A 20,637-nucleotide genomic window follows, 5' to 3' on the forward strand; every position below is an offset into this window, starting at 1 on the left:
CACTTGCGGCGAATCTTCTGATGCTACAGCGTCTCAACCACGCGCGCGAGGCTGCGGATTCCGCGCCTGATGTCGGCGAGAGAGACGCCGGCGTAGCCCAGCACGACCCCGGCCTTTTTCGCGCGATCCTTCGTGCCAACAAACAGCGGGCTTATCGGATAGACGCCGATACCATTGGCACGCGCCGCGTCGATGAGTTCGGACTCCTTGCTCCGCGGCACCTTGTGCAGCCACAGCACGACGCTGAGCCCGGCGTCCGCGCCTGAAATGGCGACGTCGTCACCAAAATTGTCTTTCACGGCTGCAAGCAGCGCCGACCTTCGTTCGCCATTGGAACGCCGGACGCGACGCACGTGACGTTCATACGCGCCCGACTCCAGCATGTCGGCCAGGGCTGATTGCGCGAGGGTGGACGTGTGCCGATCGGTCAGTCGTTTAGCTGTGGAAAATACCGTTGCCAAATGAGATGGGACAACCAGATAGCCTAGCCGAAATTGCGGTGAGAGCGTCTTCGAAAGCGTGCCGACGTAGATGACGACGTCCTCGCGGTCGAGCGATTGCAACGCCTCCACGGGTCGCGCGTCATAGCGGAACTCGGAATCGTAATCGTCCTCGATGATGTGAGCGCCGACTTGGGTGGCCCAGGTCAGCAGCGCCTGACGGCGGCTCACCGACATCACGCTGCCGAGCGGATATTGATGCGATGGCGTGACGTAAGCGAGCCGTCCTTTCCGCACATTTTCGAGAAGGTCGGTCCTCATCCCTTCGTGATCAACCGGGACAGGATGGAGTGTCGCGCCGACGGCTTCGAACACCTGTCGCGCGGCGGGATAGCCGGGGTTCTCGATCACAACGTCATCACGGGGATTGATGAAGACGCGTGCGCAAAGATCAAGCGCCTGTTGGGAGCCGCTGACGACGATGATCTGATCGGCCTCGCAGCGGATGCCGCGCACGCGAGAGAGATAACTTTGCAGTGCCTTGCGAAGCTCGGGAAGCCCGGATGGATCGCCGTAGCTTAGCCGTTGCTGTTTCTGCAGCAGCACGCGGGTAATGGCACGCTTCCACGGCAGTGTCGGAAAATCGTCCGGCGACAGGTCGCCGTACCTGAAATCGATGGCGGGTCGATCGCCGCTCAGATCGGCGGGCGGGAAGGTCAGCACGCGACGCCCGAACTCAGAAAGGTCGCGGGCTGCCGTGCGTGAGACCGTCGGCTTGATGCGCACGGGGGCGGGCGGGCGGAACGCCGCCGCGACGCGGGTCTTCGATCCCTGTCTGGATTCAAGATAGCCCTCGGCGATGAGTTGATCGTAGGCGGCCGTAACCGTGGTGCGGGATACGCCGAGTTCGGCGGCGAGCGCTCTTGACGAAGGTAACGCGGCGCCGGGCGCATAGAGGCCCTTCGTGATTTGTGTCCGCAGGTTGCTGCAGATCTGTGCGCTCGGCGAACGCCCCTTCCGCTCGGTGACTTTCGGCGTAGCCAACTGGACCATCCAATTTGTCGGAAACTGGACGTATATTCTGGACCAGTTTTCGGGCAGTCTCCAGCCTGAAATCAGGATTCGCACAGCGACCAAGTCGCCCCCTCCGAGAAACGATGTCCACGGTACTTCAGACCAAAACCACCAGCGGCGGCCGCATTTTCTATGGATGGTGGATCGTTTTCGGCTGCCTGCTTGTTGCCGTGGTGGGATGGTCACTGACCGTCTTCGGGATGGGCGTGTACATCCACGCGCTGTCTGAGCGGCCGGGCTTCTCCATCAGCCTGATCTCGACAGCGGTGACAGTGTCTTACCTCGTGAATGCGGTCTGCCTGATCAGCGTGGGAACGGCGACTACACGGCTGGGACCTAAACTCGTTTTCGCCGCCGGAGCCGGCATTCTCGCGCTCACCGTGCCCGCCTTGGCCTACTGCGAGCAGGCGTGGCAGGTCTTTCTCATCTTCGCCGTCATGGGCTTGGGGCGTGCGTGTCTGTCCACGACGTCCATCAGCACGACACTGGCGCCATGGTTTGAGCGTCACCAGGGACGGGCCGTGTCCATGGCTCTGCTGGGCGCCAGCATCGGCGGAATGATCGGTACGCCTTTGCTGTTGGGCGGCATGACCGTGTTTGGTGAAAAGACGGCGTTCATTCTTGCCGGAGCATCGTCGCTGCTCGTTGTGCTGCCGGTTGTCCTTTTCGTCTTGAAGCGAACACCGCAGGAAATGGGGTTGTTGCCGGACGGCGAAGCACCTGCGACCGATCGCGCGACGAAAACGGAAGCGTTCTGGTCGCGAAAGGGCGCGATGGCCACGCGACAGTTCTATTCGCAACTGATCGCGTTCGCCCTGAGCCTGATGGTTCAGATCGGTTTTCTGAGCCACCATGTATCCCTGGTGGCGCCGAAACTCGGCGATCAGGGGGCATCCATTGCCGTCTCATCAGCTGCGCTCGCTGCGTTCATTGGCCGAATTGCGCTCGCCCGTTTTGCTGATCGCGTTGATCTGCGACTGACGACCGCCGGCGTTCTGCTGGTCGCGGCGGCGTCCCTCGCGGCTATGGCCATGACGTCGAGCGCGGAGGGGCTGCTCCTGACGAGTGTGTGTTATGGGCTCACCATCGGAAATCTGACAACGCTCTCACCGATCATTGCGCGCCGCGAATTCGGTGCGGCGTCTTTCGGCGCGGTCTATGGCGTTGCGGCCTCGGTGATCGCCATTGCGACCGCCTTTGGCCCGGGTTTGTTCGGTATCCTTCGCGACACGTTCAACAGTTATGGACCGGCCTTGGTCGTCGCAGCGCTGCTGAACCTCGTCGCGGCCATCATCATCGTGTGGGGCGGACGAAAACCCCTTCCTTCGCCAAGCTGAATAGCACGCGTCACGTTTGCCCAAGATCGGAGTTGCCTGATGTACATTCCACCCGCGTTCAAGGACACCGAACTGGCGTCGATCCATGAGACGATCCGCGGAGCGCGCCTCGCCAATTTGGTTACGTCCACATCAAGCGGGCTGCTCTGCACGCCGCTTCCACTGTTGCTGGATGAGCGCGAAGGCGAACATGGCGTTCTCTATGGCCATGTGGCAAAGGCCAATCCGCAATGGAGGGAAGCATCGGTAGGCGAGGCGCTTGCGATCTTCAACGGACCCGACGCCTATGTCACGCCGTCCTGGTACGTCTCGAAGCGCGAGCACGGCAAAGTCGTGCCGACCTGGAATTATGCGGCCGTCCATGCGTATGGCCACGCTGAGTTCTTTGAAGATGCTGACAGGCTCTATGACGTAATCACGCGGCTCACGCACCTGTACGAACACCCGCGCGCCGAGGCCTGGGCTGTGACCGATGCGCCGGCCGATTTCATCAAGGCGCAGCTTCGCGGCATCGTTGGCCTTCGCATGCCGATCTCGCGTATCGATGCGAAACGGAAGATGAGCCAGAATCGCAACGAAGCCGATCGGGCCGGCGTCGTTGCCGGGCTGGCTGAAAGCGATCGGGAATCCGACCGCGTCGTGTCAAAGATGATTCCGCTTTAGGTTCTTGTTTGACGCGTTTTCTTCACGCGAACCTTGGTCACTCGAAAAACCTTTCGCGGTTCTCGCGGATCGTCCGCTTCGCAACATACCCGAGCTTGTCGGGATTGCGCGTGATGTAAATCGCGGAGACGCGGCCGTCCTCGATCTCGGGGGCGGCGGTCTGCAGCACGTCATCGCGCTCGCGGCTGCCATAGCCGGGCGGGCCATCGATTCCCATCGGGTGGATGAACTTTGTAGGACCTGCCGCTCACTTGGGGTAGGGCAGGACCAGGTCCTTTTCCTCGGTGTTGACCACGAACACGGCGAGCAGCTTCGCGGGCTCGGTCGTGCTGGCGTTCTCGCTGACGGCGTGGCGGTCGCCGGGATTTTCGGAGAAGTTCTGTCCCGCCTTGTAGGTCGTCACCGGCCCGTCATTGACCTGGCTGCGGATCGCGCCTTCCAGCACGGTGGCGTAGATGAAGGCGGAGCTTGGGTGAGTGTGCGCGGCGGACGATCCACCGGGCGGATACTCCACCAGCACGCCTTTGATGCTCTTGCCGGGAACGTTCGGCAGGGGGTGGTCGAACACGAGCGTCACCTTGGACTTGTCGTCGTGCGCCGACGCGGGACTTGCCAACACGGCGACGAACGCGAGTGCGCAAAGAAGTTTTCTCATGATGCTGCTCTCCAGGGGATGAGTTGATGTCAGGCGGTTTTCAGTTGCGGCCTCAGCCAGTCCTCGAAGCGGATGGTGCCGAGACGCGGGTTGTTGTCCGACACCAGCGAGCCGTCGTTCAGCAGCGCGCCGAAATAGCGCGCCTGATCGTCCGCCACGACCTTGCGGGTGTCGCCGGTGGCGGCGAGATAGCGCGCCACCAGATCGCTGAGCCGCACGCGCTCGGGACCTGCGATTTCGATGGTGCCGTTCACGGGCGCATTCAGCGCAACGTCAGCCATGATCTTCGCAACGTCGTCCGAGCTGATCGGCTGCACGTGAGCCGGCGATAGCCGGACCGTGTTGCCCTCTGCGCCGGACTGCGCGATGCCGTCGAGGAATTCGAAGAACTGTGTGGATTGCACGATGGTGTAAGGAATGCCGCTGCCCTTGATCAGCTTTTCCTGTGCGAGCTTGGCGCGGAGATAGCCGCTGTCCGGCACGCGTTCGGTGCCGACCACGGAGAGAGCGATATGATGCTGCGCGCCCGCAGTGCGTTCTGCCGCGAGCAGGTTGCGGCCGGACGTCTCGAAAAACTCCAGCACCGCCTTGTCTTCAAATGACGGTGAGTTCGCGAGATCGATCACCACCTGTGCGCCCTTGAGCGCGTTGTCCAGTCCTTCTCCGGTGATGGTATTGATGCCGAGCTTGGGGGAGGCGGCGACCACTTCATGGCCTGCATTTCGCAGGATTTTAACGGTCTTGGATCCGATAAGTCCCGTGCCGCCGATAATGACGATTTTCATGGCCATGGTCCTGTTCTCTGATAGACAGCGCCGGCTTCCGGGATACCCCATCGGCGTGCGCGTTCGATATCAGGACGAGACTACCAGCGCCCCTGTGACATGGCCGCTCGTAAAAATTGAAAATATTTTGGGGGTGTTATTTTACCGGAGGGGAAGCAGCCCCTCCCGTAGGTCACTCGAATGGAGTATCAATCTCTTGGACGCGCGGGCGGTGACCGTTTGAGAAGAAATGACGCAAGCCGACTACAATAAGCCAGGTATGAAGGTCTTCTGGTCAATCCTGCTGTTTGTAATCATTGCAACTGCCGCGATATTCGTGGTGTCCCTTGTTGTTGACTGGATGTTGCCCCGTGGTGGTGTGATCCTTCCCTGGTTACTGGTCCCTTTTTTTCCTGTGGTCGTTGCCTGCTGGAAAGGGACAGGCCCTTGGATCGCTTGGGTGATCGTGTTCAGTTTTTTCAGTTTGGTGGGCGTTTTCGTCTCGATCCTGTCGCTCACGTGGGGGAATGCGCCAGCGTCATTCACAACGACGGTAGTGCTGTGGTCCATAGCCTGGCTATTTGTGGTTCCTACAGTCAGGGAAAAACTTTCGAAAAAGGCTTAGCGCAGCTCAGGCTCATGAGCCGGGCCTCAGCGCAACCGCCCCGCCCAAGCCTTCACCGTATCGCCCAAAGTCTTCAGGTGATCGGCCACTGAGAATCCGGAGATTTTCTTCCGCGGCTTGAGGTCATGATCGCCATCCTGCAGCCAGAGAAAGTCGATGCTCTCTGAAAGCTTGTAAGACGAGACTTCATGACGAGTGCCGAACGGATCGCGCGTGCCTTGCACGATCAGCGTGGGTGTTGTGAGGCCGGCGAGATGTTCGGTGCGTAACTGTTCGGGTTTCTCCGGTGGATGAAACGGATAGCCAAGACACAAGAGCCCTGTGATCCGTTTCGCTGCGTAAAGCTCGTCCGCGATCATGCTGGCGACGCGCCCGCCCATGGATTTGCCGCCGATGATGAGCGGTCCCTTCGCGCCGAGCGCGTCGATGGCGGCGATGTATTCCGGCATCAGCTTGTCCGCGCGCGGCGGCGGCTTGCGCTCATTCGAGGTGCGGCGGCGGGCCATGTAGTCGAACTCGAAGCGGGCGACGCGAAAGCCTGCATCTGCCAATGTCTTCGCCAGCGCTGTCATCGCAGCCGAATCCATCGCCGCGCCGGCACCATGCGCGAGCAGGATGGTGGCAAGGGCCTGTTCAGGCCCGTCGAACAGAAATGTCGTCATGCGCGTCCCGATCTTTCACGTAGCGCGCATTGTAAGGGATTTCCAGTTGATTCTATATTCAATCGGGAGGCTTATGCGCGGCGATTGTCACCGTTCTGAGTCTCGTGCCAAATCGAGGCAGATCTGCAATTCGACGTAGCTCGGTGTGTCGTCGGTCATGGTGTCCGCGATGCAGCTGGCTCTGTCGGATGCGTTGAACTGCGACCATTCCTTTTCCAGTTGCTGCTTTGCCTGCGTCTCGTCTGCGATGCACTTCTCAATCGGCTGAGCCAGATTGGTGTCTTCGGCCGCTTCGCGGTCGAGCTCGCAGCTTCGCTCAATGTTGAACTTTGGAACGCCGTCAGCGACCGGGATGGCGAGCTGTGCACCGACAACGCGAATAAGTATTAAAAAGGGAATCATCATCGTTGCCTCCCTGCCGCGGTCGACATCGAGCGTATGGCCCACGACGAGCGCCACGCTGCATCAAAGATGATTAAAAGACGTGGGCAGTGGACCAGCCCAGCACCCAGTTATTCAGATTCCCATTCTAGCACGGAATATCTAACTGCGACATGATGTAACTAGCTCAAACGAGGTAGCCATTGCGTGTTGTTTCAGTTTGATGATGCCGGAGCCGCAGGGTTTGCTCCGGAGCATGTCACCGCAGGTCGCGCGGATTCCCGCCATGCGCTCATTGCCCAGACCATTAGCGCCAGGGCACTGAATCCCGCGCCCAGCAGCGAGACACCGCGCCATCCGGCATAGGCGAAGGCGGCGGTCGAGGCGATGGCGCCCACGGCGCTGCCGACCGAGTAGAAGCACATGTAGCCACCCACAAGGCGGCTGCGCGCGTTCGGATAAATCGCGAAGATGATGCTCTGGTTGGTGACGTGAACAGCTTGAACAGCAAAATCGAGCAGCACAATGCCTGCGATGAGCGCCGGGATCGATTGCGGAAGCAGGGCGATCAATCCCCATGATGCGAGCAGGATCGTGAGCGCGACGCTTGTGGTGCGTCCACCCAGCCCCTTGTCCGCCAGCGTACCGGCGCCCGCTGCCGCCGTCGCGCCTGCCATGCCGATCAAGCCGAACAGGCCGATCTGTGTATGTGTCATCGCATAAGGCCCTGTGCTGAGCGGCAGAACAAGGCTGGTCCACAACGTGCTGAACGCCGCAAAGATCAAGAGCGCGAGAATGCCGCGCAGGCGTACGATGCGATCGTTCAGGAACGGCGCAGGGATGGAGCGAACAACCGACCAGTAATTCGAGCGATCGTGCCGCGGGCGGTGGTGAGGCAAGACGCGGAACAGCGTGATGGCCATGATGAACGTCATGGCTGCCGATGCGAGATAAACGGAACGCCAACCACCGAGATCGGCGATGACACCCGACACGAAGCGCGCGGCGAGAATGCCGATGACGATACCGCTGGTGACGAGCCCGACAGCCTTGCCGCGCTCATTGGGAGCGGACAGCGTGGCAGCAAAGGCGACAAGCACCTGTACGATTACGGCGAAGAAGCCGACCGTAAACATGCCCGCAAGAAGGACGCGCTCGCTCGGCGCCGTTGCGACCACAACCAGCGCCACAACCGAGAGGATGCTTTGTCCGACCGCGACGCGGCGGGGATCGATCAGATCGCCCAGCGGCACGGCGAGAACGAGACCGAGCGCGTAACCGATCTGCGTCAGCGTGACGACGAGGCCGGCGGATGCGAGAGGCAGAGCGAGATCCCGCGCCATCAGGTCCAGCAACGGTTGCGCGTAATAGATGTTGGCAACGCTGAGGCCGCTGGCAACAGCCAGGATCAGGATCGTCCTCATCGACAACCGGTGTGTCACTGGAGTCGTGGTGTCGTGCGGCTGTGTCGAGGTCGCATCCGGTCTCATCGCATCGTTCCTTATCAAGTGGTCTTAAGATAAGACCACTTGATTGATGGTCATTCTAGTTCTAATTTAGAACCAGATTGACGAATGGAGCGGAGCGCCATGGTTAAGCGCGTGAGATTTGGCGATGCGGATTGTCCGGTGGCGCGGGCGTTGGATGCCATCGGCGATTGGTGGTCGCTTCTCATCATTCGTGATGCGTTCGACGGGCTGCGGCGCTTCAGCGAAATCCAGGCCAATCTCGGGATTGCGAAAGGCATGCTCTCGGCGCGGCTGCGCGATCTGGTGGAACGCGGCGTTCTGGAAACCGCCCCCGCCTCCGACGGCTCCGCCTACCAGGAATATGTCCTGACCAGGAAAGGCCGGGACCTGTTTCTCGTCATCGTCGCTCTGCGCCAATGGGGGGAGGGGCATCTGTTCGAGCGCGATGAACCGCATTCGGTTTTGGTCGATGCGGCCGGCAACCGTGCTGTCAGTAAACTCGATCTGAAATCCCGGGATGGACGCAGCCTGCGCTGGAAAGACACCCGCGTGCGCAAGGTTGATGCGGATTGAGGCGTTATCCGATCAACCACCCAAACGCGCGGCGCAGGAAGGCTGGCGCATCTTTTTCAACTGGCGTGCCGTGAGCCATCAGTACCTTTTCGGCGGGCCATGCGAGGATGCGTCCGAGCGCCTCGCGCGCGGCGCCGCGGTTGGAGAAGGCGACGCGAAACTTGCGCGGCACCGATGGTTCGGGTCCTGTCATGAGGTCCAGCTTGGCGACAATCGCGCGCCAGCCTGAGAACGATTTTGGCGGCAGTTGTTGCAGCAGATCTGTGAAGAGCACTGTGCCGCTGTCGATGTGAGAGAACACCACCTCCGTGGTGATCAGATTGCCGCGCATCAGGACTTGATCGATCTGCCCGGTCCAATCGGGAAGCGGCGCATCCCCGAGATCGACATCGAAGGCGATATCGGCGCGCTTCTTGCGCAGGCCGGGAGGCGCGTAGAGTTTCGCCGTGGGATAGGCCTGCTTCCACTGAGGAAGAAACAGATGATGCAGTGAATTAGGGGCAACGATGTGCTGCACATCGCCGAGGATATCGACCGCTGCACGCAAACCATCGGTAAGCTTGATCGGCGACCAGACGAAGAGGCTTCCGTCTGACAGTTTGATGACGGCCATGCGGGTGGGATAGTGAAAGCCGGCGACCGCCACGAGGGGACCATCCGCAATCCAGATCTCGCGCCCGAATTCCTTCAACATGACAGGTCCAGCGCAACCGGCACGGACGGAGTGTTAGCCGCTGAGTGATGGCCTCGCAAGCACCACGGCTATGCGGACGAGAGCTCTTTTTAAAACGCCGTGGCCGGCATGCGCAGCTGCTGGTGCAGCGTCTTGTAGTGGTCGAGCCGTATGATGGCGCGGTCCAATTCGTCGCCGGGCGACATCTCTTTCAGGCTGTGTTCCATCTCGTCGATCTGGCCGCGGAAGCCTGCGATATCGAACTCGCCGAATGCCTGAGCGATGTCCGCCAGTACAGTGAGCTGAGCGGGCGTCACCTCCGCGAGGCCGCCCAGCACGACGTACCTCTCGACACCTTTGCCGGCCGATACGGTCAGGAGCCCTGGACGCAACGACGCGATGGTCGGGCGATGTCCGGCGAGAACGCCGAAGTCACCGTCGCGTCCCGGAAGGTCGACCTGTTCGGCCGGGCCGGAGAACACGGACTTTTCGGGCGACGTGAGTTCGAAGTGGAAAGCGGCCATGGAGCGCTCCTGTCACGAGAACGAGATATCGTCTTGTGCTTCATGCGCCGTACGGGCGAAACGTCGGGGCTTACATCGCGGTACAGCGATAGTAGGTCAGCTCCATGCCCGGAATGTCTGGAAAGAAGCGGGTGAGGCTGTTGTCGTCTTTGAACCGCACGCTGAACTGCACATTGGACAGCATGATATCTGACGAACATGACGCAAGAATATGCAGCGCGTCCTGGGTCTCGCGCCGCGACTTGACGATGCAGCGGGCCGCTTTGCCGCGCAGGCTGCTGCTGTCCACGATAAAGCCACTGCCGTAGAGATCAGCCATCTGCGCGAACGATACGCGTTTACCGCTCTTCTTGAAGATCTTGTCGCAGCGGTCGGCGTCCGATGCCCATACGCCGTTAAGGTCGTAGGCGGAAGCCGGTGCAGCGATAACGGTGGCAACGAGGAGAGTGCTCGCGAGATAGCAAAGCTTGGACATGATCCTGCTCCTGACCAAATGACCTTTGGCGGAAGGTCACCCGTTTCCCGTGAAAGATTAGAATACGAACTCGAAAATTGTCCTAGAGATTTTAGGATTGTCTGCGCGGTCGCGTTTGGTCAGGACTACTGTCGTTTCGTCTTCTTAGCTGCCCTTGCTACGATACACATCGTTCGAACCGCTGATTTGGATCAAGCCGGCGGCGGCAGAGTCGTGTCGAATCAAGGGTCAACGCGAGCCATTGATCGCTTGGGAGGACTCCATGGAGCTTCAGACACTTGACCGCACGACTCAACGCGCCCGAGGCAACGGCAAAGCGGCCGATAAGATGAGCCGAAAGGAGTATGAGAAGGAGCTGAAAAAACTGCAGGTGCGCCTTTGCCACCTGCAGGCGTGGATCAAGTATAAGGGTCTGCGCGTCGTCATCGTGTTCGAAGGGCGAGATGCCGCCGGCAAGGGCGGCACCATCAAGGCAATCACGGAGCGGCTCAGTCCGCGTGTGTTCCGGGTGATTGCGCTGCCTGCGCCGACCGAGCGGCAGAAAGCGCAGATGTTCATGCAGCGCTATATCGAGCAATTCCCCGCGAAAGGCGAGGTCGTGATCTTCGACCGGAGCTGGTACAACCGGGCCGGCGTGGACCGCGTGATGGGGTTTGCCACCAAGGAGCAGACCGAGCGATTCCTCGAACTTTGTCCCGAAATCGAGAAATACATCACGGACGGCGGCACCATTCTGATCAAGCTGTGGCTCGAAGTCGGCATGAAGGAGCAGGAAAGGCGGTTCGCGGCGCGCATCGAGGATCCCCTGCGGCAGTGGAAGCTCAGTCCGATGGATATCGAATCCTACCGGCTCTGGTACGACTATTCCCGTGCGCGCGATGACATGCTGCGAGCAACTCACAGCGAGAACGCGCCGTGGCACATCGTGCGAACCGATAACAAACGGCAGGGCCGCCTGAACTGCATCGCTCACATCCTGGACACCATTCCGTTCAAGAAGGCACCGCAAGAACGCGTCAAGCTGCCGCGGCGGTCGAAAAGCGGGGCGTATGACGATAAGGACAGCTTCGGAAAGATCCCATTCGTCGAGGAGCGGTATTAGGTTTTCATGCGAATGCCGCGCGATAGCATTCGCGCGAGAGGTACTGTCGTGTTCTTCCGATTGCCGATTGTGGATGGCCTCAAGGGCTACAAGAAGGAGTGGCTTGGCCGCGACATGATGGCGGGCCTCGCGATTGCCGCGGTCGCCATCCCAAGCGCCATCGCTTATCCCGCCATCGCAGGACTTCCGCCGGAAGTCGGGGTCTATTCCAGCATCCTGCCCCTGGTCGGCTACGCGCTGTTCGGCCCATCGCGGCAGCTTGTCGTCGGTCCCGATGCTGCGACGATGACGGTGCTGGCGGCGGCGCTGGCGAGCATGTCGCCGGCCAATCCCGTCACCGCCGCCTCGGCGCTCGCGATTGCTGTCGGCATCATGTGTCTCGTCGGAAGCCGCCTTCATCTCGGCGTGATTGCCGCGTTTCTTTCCAAGCCGATCCTGATCGGCTTCATCAGCGGTATTTCGATCTCGATCGCGGTCAGCCAGATCGGGCGTTTCACGGGATTGAAGATCGAGTCCGATGGGCTCGTACCACCCTTCATTGAGCTGATGAAGAAGGCGGAGGCGATCCACTGGCCGTCGGTGGCGCTCGGCGTTGCGATGTTTGCGATTTTGCGGGTCGCCTCATGGAAGCGTTGGCCCATTCCGGGGCCGGTGATCGTGGTGGTGGTGGCGACCGTCGCGTCCTGGCTGCTCGATTTCACCGGAATGGGAATCAAAGTCGTTGGTGCGTTGCCGGAGAAGCTGCCATCGTTTTCATTGCCGAACTTTATGAGCCTTCCGCTGAACGACCTGCTGTTAGGCGCGGGCGCGGTATGGTTGGTGAGTTTCGGCTCGGGCATCGTCGCGGCCCGGAGCTTTGCGGCCCGTGGAAATTTCGAAGTGAATGCCGATGATGAGCTTACGGGCTTCGGCGCGGCGAATGTTGCCGCTGGTGTGTTCAGCGGCTTTCCTGTCACCGTGTCGGACTCGCGCACGGCGGTGAATCTTTCCGTCGGCGGGCGCACCCAGGTTGCGGGGCTCACGGCGGCGCTCGTGCTGACGGCGTCGCTGCTTTATCTCGGCGAGGCGCTTAAGCTGCTGCCGGCGCCCGCGCTTGGCGCCATCCTGGTCGCTGCCGCACTCAGCCTGTTTGATTTTCACGGTTTGCGCGAGATCTGGCGCATCAACCGCACCGAGTTCGTGTTTGCGCTGATCGGCATGTGGGGGGCGGTCAGCCTTGGCGTGCTGGCCGGCATCGTCATCGCCGTCGCCGCGACGCTGCTCTATGTGTTGCTGAAGGAGATGGTGCCGCGTGACGCGATGCTCGGGCAGATCCCGGGACAACATGGATTCTACAAGCTGCACCGTTCGAAGGAAGCGAAACCCATTCCGGGGCTGGCGATCTTTCTCATTCAAGGCAGCCTGTTGTTCTTCAACGTCGACTATGTGAAGGGGCGCTTCAAGAGGATTGCGGACGAGCTTCCCGACGAGACGGAATGGCTGGTGATGGATGCCAGTGCCATCGCGCAGATCGATTCAACCGCCGCTGAAATGCTGGATGATGTGCGCAAGATATTTGCCGCGCGCAGCGTGGCGCTCGGCATTGCTGAACTGAACAGCGAGCCGATGCAGATTTTGGAGCGTACGGGGTTCTTGCAGCGGATCGGCAGTGCAATGATTTTCGATGACCTCGAAAATGTCACTACCGCGTTCGAGAACCGGAAATCCATGTACCGTCCGCAACTCGTGCGGGAGCAGGGCGATGTGAGGTGAGAAGAACAAAAGCCAGGCGAAGCGTGCCCCGGCCACGTTGAAGCAGTGTCTCGTTTCGCGAGTTGGTTGTGGATACGCGCTCTATACAATTTACGTCGACGATCTCTGCCATAAGACGGTCCAATTTTCTGGGACATCATACCTAAGTGTTTTGGGATTCTTGCTACGAGAGAAAGGGGAGCGAATGAGCGAGATTGTGGAGCGCTGCCTCAATACCTTGGGCATGATGCAGGGCGTATCGAGGCAATACCTCGACGAGCATCGTGATGAACTCACGGGTTACATCGAGAAACTTAAAGCCGACGGAGAAGCCGACGCCAATCGGCTGGCGATAAGCGGCCTCACATATCTGCGGAGAAATATGAAGCACGAGACTTCGCGGGCTGCCTAAGCACGTCGCGATATCGATGGATCTCGCCGTGAGGGCCTGCGTGATCGCAGGCCCCTGGCATTGATGTGTGCAAATCAATCCGAGCACGTTCAAGCCTCCGGTACAGCTGCGTCCTTCTCGATCAGGCCGCTCGATTTAAGCTCCTGCCAGAATTCAGCAGGGATTTTGACGTGCATGGAGTTGGCGTCTTCCAGGATCTGCTGATGCGTGCTGGCGCCGACCACCATCGCCACCACCACATCCGGTGCAGATGAGAATTTTAGCGCGGCGGTGCGCAGGTCCACACCGTGGCGGGCGGCGGCGGCGCGAAGCTTGTCGCGCTTCTCGATGTGTGCCGGTGAAATCTTGTGGTTGTCCGGGCCGTAGTTGTAGCGCGGGCTGCCGGAGACGAAGCCTGCATTCAGCGCCGAGCCGATCACCAGCGAAACGTTCTTCTTGCGAACGGCCGGGAAGACTTGATTTACCGCATTGGCATGGTCGATTAGCGAATATTGGGACGCGCACAGGCACACGTCGGGGTCCGCGACATCGATGACGCGCAGGATCGGCTCGGGGCGGTTCACGCCAACACCCCACGCCTTGATGATACCTTCCTCGCGCATCTTGCTGAGCGCTGGGAATGCGCCGCGCTCGGCAATCGCGAATTGTTCCTCCCATGAGGTGGGGAAGTACGGAAAGTCTGGTGAGATATCGTGGACGAAGGCCACGTCGAGGCTATCGACGCCGAGCCGCTGCAGGCTGTCTTCGATAGAGCGGCGCACGCCGTCAGCCGTGTAGTCATAGACCACATCGTTCGGCGAATCCGACAGCGGGAAGATGTCGGCGTGCTTGTTGCTTTTTGACGCCTTGAACAGCTTGCCGACTTTCGACGACAGCACATAGTCGTTGCGGTTCTTGTTGTGCAGGAAGTGGCCGAAGCGGCGCTCGGCGAGGCCGAAGCCGTACCACGGCGCCACGTCGAAATAGCGCACACCCGCGCTCCATGCGGCCTCCAGCGTCGCCTCGGCATCGCCGTCCGTTACCTTGTTGAACTCGTTGCCGATGGGCACGCCGCCCAGTCCGAAACGAAACTCCGGCTTGAAAATCTGGGTGGCTCGATTTGCGGACGCCATACCTGTTTCTCCTTTTGCTGTGTTGGTCGCTGCGGCTGCGAGCGACGGCATCGTGGCGGCAGCTGCGGCAGCCGTGGCCATGGTCAGAAACTCGCGACGATTGTTGATTGCTCCGGTCATATCGGTTCCTCGCTTGTGTTCGTTGAACCTAATTCACATAACGCGGTTATCCAGGGTAGGATCGTTGAGCAGAGCTCAATGAACTCTTGAGGGAATCGTGATGCAATTCGACCGGGCGATGCTGGCGGACCTCAATGTGTTCCAGACCATCGCGAGGCGCGGCAGCATGGCCCAGGCGGCAATCGAACTCGGCGTCAGCACGTCCGCGCTGAGCCATCGTCTGCGCAAGCTGGAGACTCAGCTCGGCGTGAAGCTGTTCAATCGCACCAGCCGCTCGATCAGGCCGACGGAAGCGGGCGCTTCACTCGCAGCCCAACTCAATTACGGCTTTCAGACCATCAGCGATGCGCTGACGACGCTGCAGCGCCACCGGCACTCGCCGGTGGGGCGATTGCGCCTCAATGTCTTGCGCGATGCGGCGCGTCTCGTGCTCGGCCCCGTACTGCCGCGCTATCTCGCAAACTTTCCGGACATGCATCTCGATGTGACTGTGGATGATCGCATCGTCGACATTGTCGCGGAAGGCTTCGACGCGGGCATGCGCTACGGCGACCGCGTGCCACGCGACATGGTGGGCGTGGTGCTGACGCGGTCGCTGCAGTGGGTGGTGGTCGCATCACCCGCGCTGATCGCGCGTCATGGCCGCCCGAAGAAGCCAGATGATCTTCTCAATTTGCCATGCGTGCAGATGCGCGTGGGCGACAACAGCAATTATCCCTGGGAGCTCGGTAACGGCAAGGCGATGATGCGGCTCGGCGTGCGAGGACCGTTGACCGCGAACGAGACCGAGCATGCTGTCGACGCCGCGTTGCGCGGTATCGGCTACGCCTATTGTCTCGAGCGCCGCGTGACGGCGGAGCTCTCGTCGCGTGCTCTTGAAGTCGTGCTGCCTGAATGGGCCTCCGAAGGGCCGCCGTTCATGATCTACTATCCAAGCCGGCGCCAGGCGCCGCCGGGTTTACGCCAGTTCATCGACATCATCCGCGAAACGGAAGGCCTGCCGCCGCTGGTGGAGACCGATAGGAGGGCGGCAGTGGATGTGACTGAATAGGGACAGCAGCCTGAAATTGCGCAAATTTCCCTTTTGTCTTATCGGGAGTTCAGTTCAATACAAGCGAGGCGCGCACGCAGTCGGTAAGAATCATCATGTTTGAAAATCAGGATTTTTGACATGAAAGCCGCGATGCGCGCTGCGCTCCTTCTTCTCTCAGTTCTGCCGATTGAGTCGAGCTATGCTGCCGATCTCGGCCAACGTGGTTACACCAAAGCTCCGGTCGTGGACCCCGTGTTTGATTGCGCGGCGGCATCAGCTATCATTTCAATAGCGGCCCGGTTGTTGCCCGTTACTGATTTCGAATCCCGTTCCCACCGCGCCGCGCATATTGAGGCTTGCTCCGCCGCGGTATGCGCAGCGCCGCATCATCACGCATAACGATCCACGTGGGACGTTGCACTTGGATCGGACGATGATGCGGGCGTCGCCACCGATCCGTCCCAGGGCAGGGCAGCGCCGCGCGGATCGGCCAGTGTCCCGCCGAGGATCACGGCCTGCGCATCGAACGTGACTTTGTTCTGGTCCTGATCGGACTGCTGTTCGGCCGCGGGCTTGGCGGGGCCGTCTTTCGGGTGAGCTGGATCGACGAATTTGTTCGCGTAGTCGACATCCGTGCAGTTCATGCAGCTGAAGCCGTTCACGATCACAGGTGATGAATAGTCGCTGCTGACGGTCATGGTGTTTCCCCCTTGATTGTCTCCATATGCGCCTTCGGGGGACGACGCTGCTTGTTACAGCCCGCGGTGCCGTTGCCGCGGGTATGGTTAAGTGAGTGTAAACCTGCACCGCGAGGTTCGGCTAGCACGTGCGGTGATAGCATGGACCACCGGCACAGGCTGCCTCAGCCGAGGCTCTTCGTCACCGACAGAATGATTTCTGCCAGTTTGTCCGGCGCGGAAAGGAACGGCGAGTGATCGCCATCCAGCGTGAACACCTGATCGCATGGCGTGTTCTTCAACATGGCATCCTGATAAAGCGGCGACACGGCGTGATCCTTTGAGCCTTTCACGTAGAAGCGCTTGACCTTGCCGTAGCGTTCGGACGTCAGCTGCAGCTTGTCGCCGTACACCTTCGTGCGCTGCGGGGTGAGTTGCGACTTGGCCCAATCGGCGTCGGCGGGCTTGCAGGTGTTGTAGAATACCTCGGCTGCTTTCTCGGGCGGGAAGGTCGCCGTCTGACCATCGGCCGAGACCTTCATGTTTTTCAGGACAAGGTCGTCAACGTTGAGCGCCTTGTTGGCGTCCAGGAAGCTGCCGAGGCTCTCGTCGTTCCGCAGCAGCAGCCCGTTGATGTAAATGGCTGCCAGCAACCGGTTAGGGCGCTGTTCCGAGACTTGAGACGTCACGATACCGCCCATGCTGTGGCCGACCAGGATGATCGGGCCCGCAATGCCGTCGATTACGCCTGCGACACGCGTTGCGTAGCTCGCGAGATCCGCATTCTCGATCGGGGCCGGGTCGCCGCCGCTGGCCGGCAGATTAGGTGCGAACACCTTATGCCCTTCGTGCTCGAGCATCGGGATCAACTTGCTCCAGCACCAGTTGCCGTGAAACGAGCCGTGCACGAGAACGAACGTCGCCTTCATCTTATTGTCCTTGTTGTTGTCTGCGAGTGCGGGGGCAGGAAGTGCGGAGGCGGCGAGCGCGGCGGTTGCAACGGTGGCGGCGCTCGACAGAAGCGTGCGGCGGCTGAACGATGGAAGGCGAGGGAAGGTCATCCGAAAATCTCCGATCATTCGTCGCGCGAAGGTATCGGTCACGCTTCACGCGCCGGATCATGCCGTTAGCGGCAGAAGAAAATCTAGGCCAATCATTCTATGATTAGCAAGATAGGCAGTTAAATTTATCTGCTGCTTTATGCTGCGCAGCACCAGGCATTGGCCCGCGCAATTGGCTGCGTCCCATCACGCGACGATCTCGTGAGGCGAGGTGACGTGATTTCGCGCGTGCAGCATTTCATTCGCAGGTTGTTAGATCGTGATGCGATATAACTGAAGGGAGTCGCACGACTTCAAACGCGAGACGATGTCGCAGAACAATGCAATGCCGCTTGATACGTTCACCCCTCGCGCTTCATACGCTCGCGGCGGGCGAGTTCGGCATCAGACGGCTCCTGCATCTGGAATGAGCCGGTTTGGATGGCGCCCGTGCGTTGATATACGCTCATGAGGACACCAGTGGTGGAGACGGATGTCGAGATCAACGCCAGCGCCTCAGGTTTTGCGCCTTGGCCGAACAACCGTTTGCCGGGGCCGAGCAGCAGCGGAAACGTCAGCAGGTGGAATTCATCGATCAGGTCATGCTTGAGCAGGGTCTGCAGCAAGCCGCTGCTGCCCTGGGTCAGCAAGGTTGGTCCATTCTCCTGCTTCAGTTTGGCGATGCCGCCGGCCACATCGCCGCGCAGCGCGACGGAATTGGCCCAGGTGAGGGGCATATCCGACGAGGTCGCGACATACTTCGTCACCTTGTTGAAGGAGCCTGCGATCGGATCGTCGGCGCTCATGAAAGGCCAGTGCGCCGCAAAAATCTCATAGGTCTTGCGGCCGAGCAGCAAATCGAACGGCTCCGAGAAGATGCCGCCCATGAACGTGCCCATCGGCTCGTCCCAATAGTTCACCGTCCATCCGCCCTGGGTGAAGCCGCCGGTAGGGTCTTCCTCCGGCCCGCCCGGCGCCTGCATCACACCATCGAGGCTCACAAAAGCAGCGGCGGCGACTTTTCTCATTCGCGGATCCTCATTGGAATTGCGCTTCTATAACAACGAGGAACCGGCGGGCTGGTTTCGCTTCATCGCCTGGCCGGATGCTAGGACAGGAGAAGCGTCTTTCGTGCAGATCGCAAGGTCGCGTAGGGAACGATGAGCAGCAAGCGATCAATAGAACCGAACCTTACACCTGCGGCCCCATCAGCCGTTGCGCGCGTTCGGCGCAGAGCACGTGATGGTGCAGGTTGGCGATCCACTGCCGGCCGGAGGTCGTCATGTTCAGGTACTTGATGCCGTCGTCGAGATGGATCGAGACGCTGTTCCAGAAGAATGATGGATACTTCTCGATGATGTCGGCGGGCGAGGAGTAGCCGAGCTGTTTGTTCATCCCGATTTCTTCAAATTCGTAATAAAGTGCGTTCGCCTTCCGCAAATAGAGGGGATCGCCGAGCTGGCCGATAAAGTCGGCAGCCTGCACCAGCTTGGGTTCGAGGCCGCATGTGCGCTGCGCATCTTTCGGCACCGGGAATCGCGTCATCTCGATCGCGTCTGCGACCCGAGCGGCATCGACGGTCGGGTTTTTCTCGAGCCGCTCGAAGGCGAACAGCTTTGAGCGGTCCACGTGATACGGCGCCAGCGATGCATCCGATGCGCCGCGCGGCAGCGTCACCTTGTGGCCGGCGGCATCTACCGCGAACTCGGTTTCGGTATCTTCCTTCAGCACGCCGCGGACATAGCCGATATCGTGCAACAGGCACGCGACAATCAGGTGGCTGTAATCGGACGGCTCGATGCGCCGCGACACCATCATGCCCTGCAGGATGTCGCGCCCCACCATAGTCACCTGCAGCGTGTGTTCGTAGGTGTGATAGAGCGCGTCGCTGCTCGCGACGCATTCGATGGTGGCGCGGGCGGCGGAGCCGAGACGCTCGGCTTCGTCAGCATGGGCCGAGCCGAACACCCGGCGGAAATCCTTGGTCAAAAAATTGCCCAGCCTGTGGGCGGCAATGGCGGTGATCGATTTCATCCACGCGCTCCGAACGAGGGTGAATCTCCCGATAGCTCTAGTGTCGTGCCGCGAGAAGACGATACCGCTGTTTCAAGAAGTTTAAAAGATTGTCCCTATGGGCATGCCGCCGTCAGGCGCGCTCCTTGCTAAGAAATCCGAAAATGGAGACAGATCAGAAGCAGGACGAAGTGAACAATTGACCGTCCGCGGGTGATCTCAGGCGTCTCAATAAAGCTCCTGCTGGGAAGGAGACGTGAGCGTTATTTTTCATCCCGTGATTGAGGATTGATCACCGCATGCAGTGGTTGATCAGGTCGCCGGCTGCGAATTTCGCCGCGCGCTCCCAGGCTTCCGAATTGTCGCCGCGATAGGAGAGCAGCCGGTCGCAGACCTTGCCGTTCGGGCCGAGATCCACGACGACGACCTTGGCCCAGCCGACCAGGGTGCTCATCTTGTGCAGCCCGCCGGCGACGAGGTAGCGCGCATCGGCCTTCTTCGCCATGTCCGCAAGCGCTTCCATGCCGGGGTCGGCGAGGGAGCATTTGTCCGGCGCGCAGGGCAGTGGCGTGACGTCGAGCTTCAGTTTATCGGACAGGGTCTTGCTCACGATCGACTGAAAGTCTTTCAGCATGGCGTCGTGCGGCGTCTTATCGTTCTTGGCTTCGCCGGACGTGTCCTCGAAGTTGAAACTCGCCACCGCAAGTTTGCTCGATGGTGTCGTTTCGCTGCGAGCTGCCGGTGCGGCAAAGCCAAGAGCGATCAGCGCGGACGCGAGCACGATGGACGGCCGGTGCAACCTGAAGCGCATATCTTCTCCAGTGCAGGACGAGGAGCTGGCGCGAAGCCGTGCCATGATACAACGTCCGGTGGCCAAAGCGAATCCACCCCGCGGCCAGGCGAAGTCATGCTTCATCAGATTTGGGGATCAGCGCGGTGGCTCGCTCTCCTTGAGCAGCCGGGCCACGTCGGCCAGCATGGAGCGGTCTTCGCTTTCGTCGAATGGCATGTCCACTTCAGGCTTCGGTTTCAGCCATTCGCGCAACCGCGCAAAAAGTTCCGTCAGCATACGCAACAAATCC

General features: G+C 60.3%; 26 protein-coding genes. 9 read left to right on the forward strand and 17 right to left on the reverse strand.

The genetic code is table 11. From position 1 onward, the window contains the following. Positions 1-23: 23 nt before the first annotated feature. On the reverse strand, positions 24-1,493 hold the full coding sequence (locus ACP0KA_RS18615) for a PLP-dependent aminotransferase family protein (RefSeq protein ID WP_424630211.1): 1,470 nt from the start codon (positions 1,491-1,493) through the stop codon (positions 24-26). Between the two features lie 104 nt (positions 1,494-1,597). Between ACP0KA_RS18615 and ACP0KA_RS18620 the strand changes: the two genes are divergently transcribed. After that, on the forward strand, positions 1,598-2,851 hold the full coding sequence (locus tag ACP0KA_RS18620) for an MFS transporter (RefSeq protein ID WP_424630212.1): 1,254 nt from the start codon (positions 1,598-1,600) through the stop codon (positions 2,849-2,851). A gap of 39 nt (positions 2,852-2,890) precedes the next feature. Next, entirely contained in the window at positions 2,891-3,514 is a 624-nt protein-coding gene (locus ACP0KA_RS18625) for an FMN-binding negative transcriptional regulator (protein ID WP_424630213.1), read from the forward strand. A 37-nt stretch (positions 3,515-3,551) separates the two neighbouring features. Here ACP0KA_RS18625 and ACP0KA_RS18630 read toward each other — a convergent pair whose 3' ends face one another. Genes ACP0KA_RS18630 through ACP0KA_RS18640 form a run of 3 tightly spaced genes read right to left on the reverse strand, consistent with a single transcriptional unit; the run spans position 3,552 to position 4,954 of the window. Next, the gene (locus ACP0KA_RS18630; protein ID WP_424630214.1) at positions 3,552-3,731 is read right to left on the reverse strand and encodes a hypothetical protein; all 180 of its coding nucleotides are present in this window, start codon (positions 3,729-3,731) and stop codon (positions 3,552-3,554) included. Between the two features lie 30 nt (positions 3,732-3,761). Then, on the reverse strand, positions 3,762-4,172 hold the full coding sequence (locus ACP0KA_RS18635; protein WP_424631654.1) for a cupin domain-containing protein: 411 nt from the start codon (positions 4,170-4,172) through the stop codon (positions 3,762-3,764). A 26-nt stretch (positions 4,173-4,198) separates the two neighbouring features. After that, complete coding sequence (locus ACP0KA_RS18640) at positions 4,199-4,954, reverse strand: SDR family oxidoreductase (RefSeq protein WP_424630215.1); 756 nt, start codon at positions 4,952-4,954, stop codon at positions 4,199-4,201. Positions 4,955-5,183: 229 nt separating this feature from the next. Between ACP0KA_RS18640 and ACP0KA_RS18645 the strand changes: the two genes are divergently transcribed. Then, positions 5,184-5,558: a hypothetical protein gene (locus ACP0KA_RS18645; RefSeq protein WP_424630216.1), complete on the forward strand. Its 375-nt coding sequence runs from the start codon at positions 5,184-5,186 to the stop codon at positions 5,556-5,558. A 26-nt stretch (positions 5,559-5,584) separates the two neighbouring features. Here the strand turns inward: ACP0KA_RS18645 and ACP0KA_RS18650 are convergent, their stop codons facing one another. The 3 genes from ACP0KA_RS18650 to ACP0KA_RS18660 form a co-directional block, all read right to left on the reverse strand. Then, on the reverse strand, positions 5,585-6,220 hold the full coding sequence (locus tag ACP0KA_RS18650; RefSeq protein ID WP_424630217.1) for an alpha/beta family hydrolase: 636 nt from the start codon (positions 6,218-6,220) through the stop codon (positions 5,585-5,587). Between the two features lie 87 nt (positions 6,221-6,307). Next, positions 6,308-6,625 carry a hypothetical protein gene (locus tag ACP0KA_RS18655; RefSeq protein ID WP_424630218.1) on the reverse strand — a complete coding sequence of 106 codons (318 nt, stop codon included), beginning with the start codon at positions 6,623-6,625 and terminating at the stop codon, positions 6,308-6,310. Positions 6,626-6,816: 191 nt separating this feature from the next. Continuing rightward, the gene (locus ACP0KA_RS18660; protein ID WP_424630219.1) at positions 6,817-8,091 is read right to left on the reverse strand and encodes an MFS transporter; all 1,275 of its coding nucleotides are present in this window, start codon (positions 8,089-8,091) and stop codon (positions 6,817-6,819) included. Positions 8,092-8,190: 99 nt separating this feature from the next. Here ACP0KA_RS18660 and ACP0KA_RS18665 point away from each other — a divergent pair, with 99 nt between their 5' ends. Next, complete coding sequence (locus ACP0KA_RS18665; RefSeq protein WP_424630220.1) at positions 8,191-8,643, forward strand: winged helix-turn-helix transcriptional regulator; 453 nt, start codon at positions 8,191-8,193, stop codon at positions 8,641-8,643. A 4-nt stretch (positions 8,644-8,647) separates the two neighbouring features. Here the strand turns inward: ACP0KA_RS18665 and ACP0KA_RS18670 are convergent, their stop codons facing one another. From ACP0KA_RS18670 to ACP0KA_RS18680, 3 genes are all read right to left on the reverse strand, one after another. After that, positions 8,648-9,337: a DUF4336 domain-containing protein gene (locus ACP0KA_RS18670; protein ID WP_424630221.1), complete on the reverse strand. Its 690-nt coding sequence runs from the start codon at positions 9,335-9,337 to the stop codon at positions 8,648-8,650. Between the two features lie 89 nt (positions 9,338-9,426). Then, positions 9,427-9,840 (reverse strand): F0F1 ATP synthase subunit epsilon, encoded by a 414-nt coding sequence (locus tag ACP0KA_RS18675; RefSeq protein ID WP_424630222.1) that lies wholly within the window; start codon positions 9,838-9,840, stop codon positions 9,427-9,429. Positions 9,841-9,910: 70 nt separating this feature from the next. Beyond that, positions 9,911-10,315, reverse strand: coding sequence for a hypothetical protein (locus ACP0KA_RS18680; protein WP_424630223.1), 405 nt, complete (start codon positions 10,313-10,315; stop codon positions 9,911-9,913). A gap of 262 nt (positions 10,316-10,577) precedes the next feature. Between ACP0KA_RS18680 and ppk2 the strand changes: the two genes are divergently transcribed. The 3 genes from ppk2 (at position 10,578) to ACP0KA_RS18695 (ending at position 13,560) form a co-directional block, all read left to right on the forward strand. After that, a complete protein-coding gene (ppk2, locus tag ACP0KA_RS18685) occupies positions 10,578-11,417 on the forward strand; it encodes a polyphosphate kinase 2 (RefSeq protein WP_424630224.1) in 840 nt (279 codons plus the stop codon). 6 nt (positions 11,418-11,423) lie between these two features. Further along, positions 11,424-13,169 carry a SulP family inorganic anion transporter gene (locus ACP0KA_RS18690; protein ID WP_424630225.1) on the forward strand — a complete coding sequence of 582 codons (1,746 nt, stop codon included), beginning with the start codon at positions 11,424-11,426 and terminating at the stop codon, positions 13,167-13,169. Positions 13,170-13,353: 184 nt separating this feature from the next. Then, complete coding sequence (locus tag ACP0KA_RS18695; protein ID WP_424630226.1) at positions 13,354-13,560, forward strand: hypothetical protein; 207 nt, start codon at positions 13,354-13,356, stop codon at positions 13,558-13,560. An 89-nt stretch (positions 13,561-13,649) separates the two neighbouring features. On the opposite strand, the gene ACP0KA_RS18700 is transcribed toward ACP0KA_RS18695, so the two are convergent. Next, complete coding sequence (locus ACP0KA_RS18700; protein ID WP_424630227.1) at positions 13,650-14,609, reverse strand: aldo/keto reductase; 960 nt, start codon at positions 14,607-14,609, stop codon at positions 13,650-13,652. 283 nt (positions 14,610-14,892) lie between these two features. Here ACP0KA_RS18700 and ACP0KA_RS18705 point away from each other — a divergent pair, with 283 nt between their 5' ends. Beyond that, the gene (locus ACP0KA_RS18705) at positions 14,893-15,843 is read left to right on the forward strand and encodes a LysR family transcriptional regulator (RefSeq protein ID WP_424630228.1); all 951 of its coding nucleotides are present in this window, start codon (positions 14,893-14,895) and stop codon (positions 15,841-15,843) included. Positions 15,844-15,963: 120 nt separating this feature from the next. Beyond that, positions 15,964-16,224, forward strand: coding sequence for a hypothetical protein (locus tag ACP0KA_RS18710; protein ID WP_424630229.1), 261 nt, complete (start codon positions 15,964-15,966; stop codon positions 16,222-16,224). Here the strand turns inward: ACP0KA_RS18710 and ACP0KA_RS18715 are convergent. From ACP0KA_RS18715 to ACP0KA_RS18740, 6 genes are all read right to left on the reverse strand, one after another. Next, entirely contained in the window at positions 16,215-16,523 is a 309-nt protein-coding gene (locus tag ACP0KA_RS18715) for a hypothetical protein (protein WP_424630230.1), read from the reverse strand. The two genes, ACP0KA_RS18710 and ACP0KA_RS18715, sit on opposite strands and share 10 nt — an antisense overlap. Before the next feature lie 164 nt (positions 16,524-16,687). Then, the gene (locus ACP0KA_RS18720; RefSeq protein WP_424630231.1) at positions 16,688-17,563 is read right to left on the reverse strand and encodes an alpha/beta fold hydrolase; all 876 of its coding nucleotides are present in this window, start codon (positions 17,561-17,563) and stop codon (positions 16,688-16,690) included. A 341-nt stretch (positions 17,564-17,904) separates the two neighbouring features. Beyond that, positions 17,905-18,570 (reverse strand): dihydrofolate reductase family protein, encoded by a 666-nt coding sequence (locus ACP0KA_RS18725; RefSeq protein WP_424630232.1) that lies wholly within the window; start codon positions 18,568-18,570, stop codon positions 17,905-17,907. A gap of 163 nt (positions 18,571-18,733) precedes the next feature. Then, positions 18,734-19,576, reverse strand: coding sequence for an HD domain-containing protein (locus tag ACP0KA_RS18730; RefSeq protein WP_424630233.1), 843 nt, complete (start codon positions 19,574-19,576; stop codon positions 18,734-18,736). Between the two features lie 271 nt (positions 19,577-19,847). After that, a complete protein-coding gene (locus tag ACP0KA_RS18735; protein ID WP_424630234.1) occupies positions 19,848-20,366 on the reverse strand; it encodes a DUF2380 domain-containing protein in 519 nt (172 codons plus the stop codon). Between the two features lie 117 nt (positions 20,367-20,483). Then, positions 20,484-20,624: a hypothetical protein gene (locus tag ACP0KA_RS18740; RefSeq protein WP_424630235.1), complete on the reverse strand. Its 141-nt coding sequence runs from the start codon at positions 20,622-20,624 to the stop codon at positions 20,484-20,486. Between the last annotated feature and the right edge of the window lie 13 nt (positions 20,625-20,637).

Origin of the sequence: Bradyrhizobium sp. SYSU BS000235 (assembly GCF_049747295.1) — a bacterium.
In the GTDB taxonomy this organism is placed as follows: Bacteria; Pseudomonadota; Alphaproteobacteria; order Rhizobiales; family Xanthobacteraceae; genus Afipia.

Coding starts and splice junctions, on each gene's coding strand:
- ACP0KA_RS18740 (WP_424630235.1), bottom strand. CDS start 20,624: ATGCTGACGGAACTTTTTGCGCGGTTGCGCGAATGGCTGAAACCGAAG.
- ACP0KA_RS18620 (WP_424630212.1), top strand. CDS start 1,598: ATGTCCACGGTACTTCAGACCAAAACCACCAGCGGCGGCCGCATTTTC.
- ACP0KA_RS18735 (WP_424630234.1), bottom strand. CDS start 20,366: ATGCGCTTCAGGTTGCACCGGCCGTCCATCGTGCTCGCGTCCGCGCTG.
- ACP0KA_RS18645 (WP_424630216.1), top strand. CDS start 5,184: ATGACGCAAGCCGACTACAATAAGCCAGGTATGAAGGTCTTCTGGTCA.
- ACP0KA_RS18630 (WP_424630214.1), bottom strand. CDS start 3,731: ATGGGAATCGATGGCCCGCCCGGCTATGGCAGCCGCGAGCGCGATGAC.
- ACP0KA_RS18695 (WP_424630226.1), top strand. CDS start 13,354: ATGAGCGAGATTGTGGAGCGCTGCCTCAATACCTTGGGCATGATGCAG.
- ACP0KA_RS18705 (WP_424630228.1), top strand. CDS start 14,893: ATGCAATTCGACCGGGCGATGCTGGCGGACCTCAATGTGTTCCAGACC.
- ACP0KA_RS18690 (WP_424630225.1), top strand. CDS start 11,424: ATGCGAATGCCGCGCGATAGCATTCGCGCGAGAGGTACTGTCGTGTTC.
- ppk2 (WP_424630224.1), top strand. CDS start 10,578: ATGGAGCTTCAGACACTTGACCGCACGACTCAACGCGCCCGAGGCAAC.
- ACP0KA_RS18710 (WP_424630229.1), top strand. CDS start 15,964: ATGAAAGCCGCGATGCGCGCTGCGCTCCTTCTTCTCTCAGTTCTGCCG.
- ACP0KA_RS18650 (WP_424630217.1), bottom strand. CDS start 6,220: ATGACGACATTTCTGTTCGACGGGCCTGAACAGGCCCTTGCCACCATC.
- ACP0KA_RS18615 (WP_424630211.1), bottom strand. CDS start 1,493: ATGGTCCAGTTGGCTACGCCGAAAGTCACCGAGCGGAAGGGGCGTTCG.
- ACP0KA_RS18730 (WP_424630233.1), bottom strand. CDS start 19,576: ATGAAATCGATCACCGCCATTGCCGCCCACAGGCTGGGCAATTTTTTG.
- ACP0KA_RS18670 (WP_424630221.1), bottom strand. CDS start 9,337: ATGTTGAAGGAATTCGGGCGCGAGATCTGGATTGCGGATGGTCCCCTC.
- ACP0KA_RS18720 (WP_424630231.1), bottom strand. CDS start 17,563: ATGACCTTCCCTCGCCTTCCATCGTTCAGCCGCCGCACGCTTCTGTCG.
- ACP0KA_RS18655 (WP_424630218.1), bottom strand. CDS start 6,625: ATGATGATTCCCTTTTTAATACTTATTCGCGTTGTCGGTGCACAGCTC.
- ACP0KA_RS18660 (WP_424630219.1), bottom strand. CDS start 8,091: ATGAGACCGGATGCGACCTCGACACAGCCGCACGACACCACGACTCCA.
- ACP0KA_RS18680 (WP_424630223.1), bottom strand. CDS start 10,315: ATGTCCAAGCTTTGCTATCTCGCGAGCACTCTCCTCGTTGCCACCGTT.
- ACP0KA_RS18640 (WP_424630215.1), bottom strand. CDS start 4,954: ATGAAAATCGTCATTATCGGCGGCACGGGACTTATCGGATCCAAGACC.
- ACP0KA_RS18625 (WP_424630213.1), top strand. CDS start 2,891: ATGTACATTCCACCCGCGTTCAAGGACACCGAACTGGCGTCGATCCAT.
- ACP0KA_RS18665 (WP_424630220.1), top strand. CDS start 8,191: ATGGTTAAGCGCGTGAGATTTGGCGATGCGGATTGTCCGGTGGCGCGG.
- ACP0KA_RS18725 (WP_424630232.1), bottom strand. CDS start 18,570: ATGAGAAAAGTCGCCGCCGCTGCTTTTGTGAGCCTCGATGGTGTGATG.
- ACP0KA_RS18675 (WP_424630222.1), bottom strand. CDS start 9,840: ATGGCCGCTTTCCACTTCGAACTCACGTCGCCCGAAAAGTCCGTGTTC.
- ACP0KA_RS18715 (WP_424630230.1), bottom strand. CDS start 16,523: ATGACCGTCAGCAGCGACTATTCATCACCTGTGATCGTGAACGGCTTC.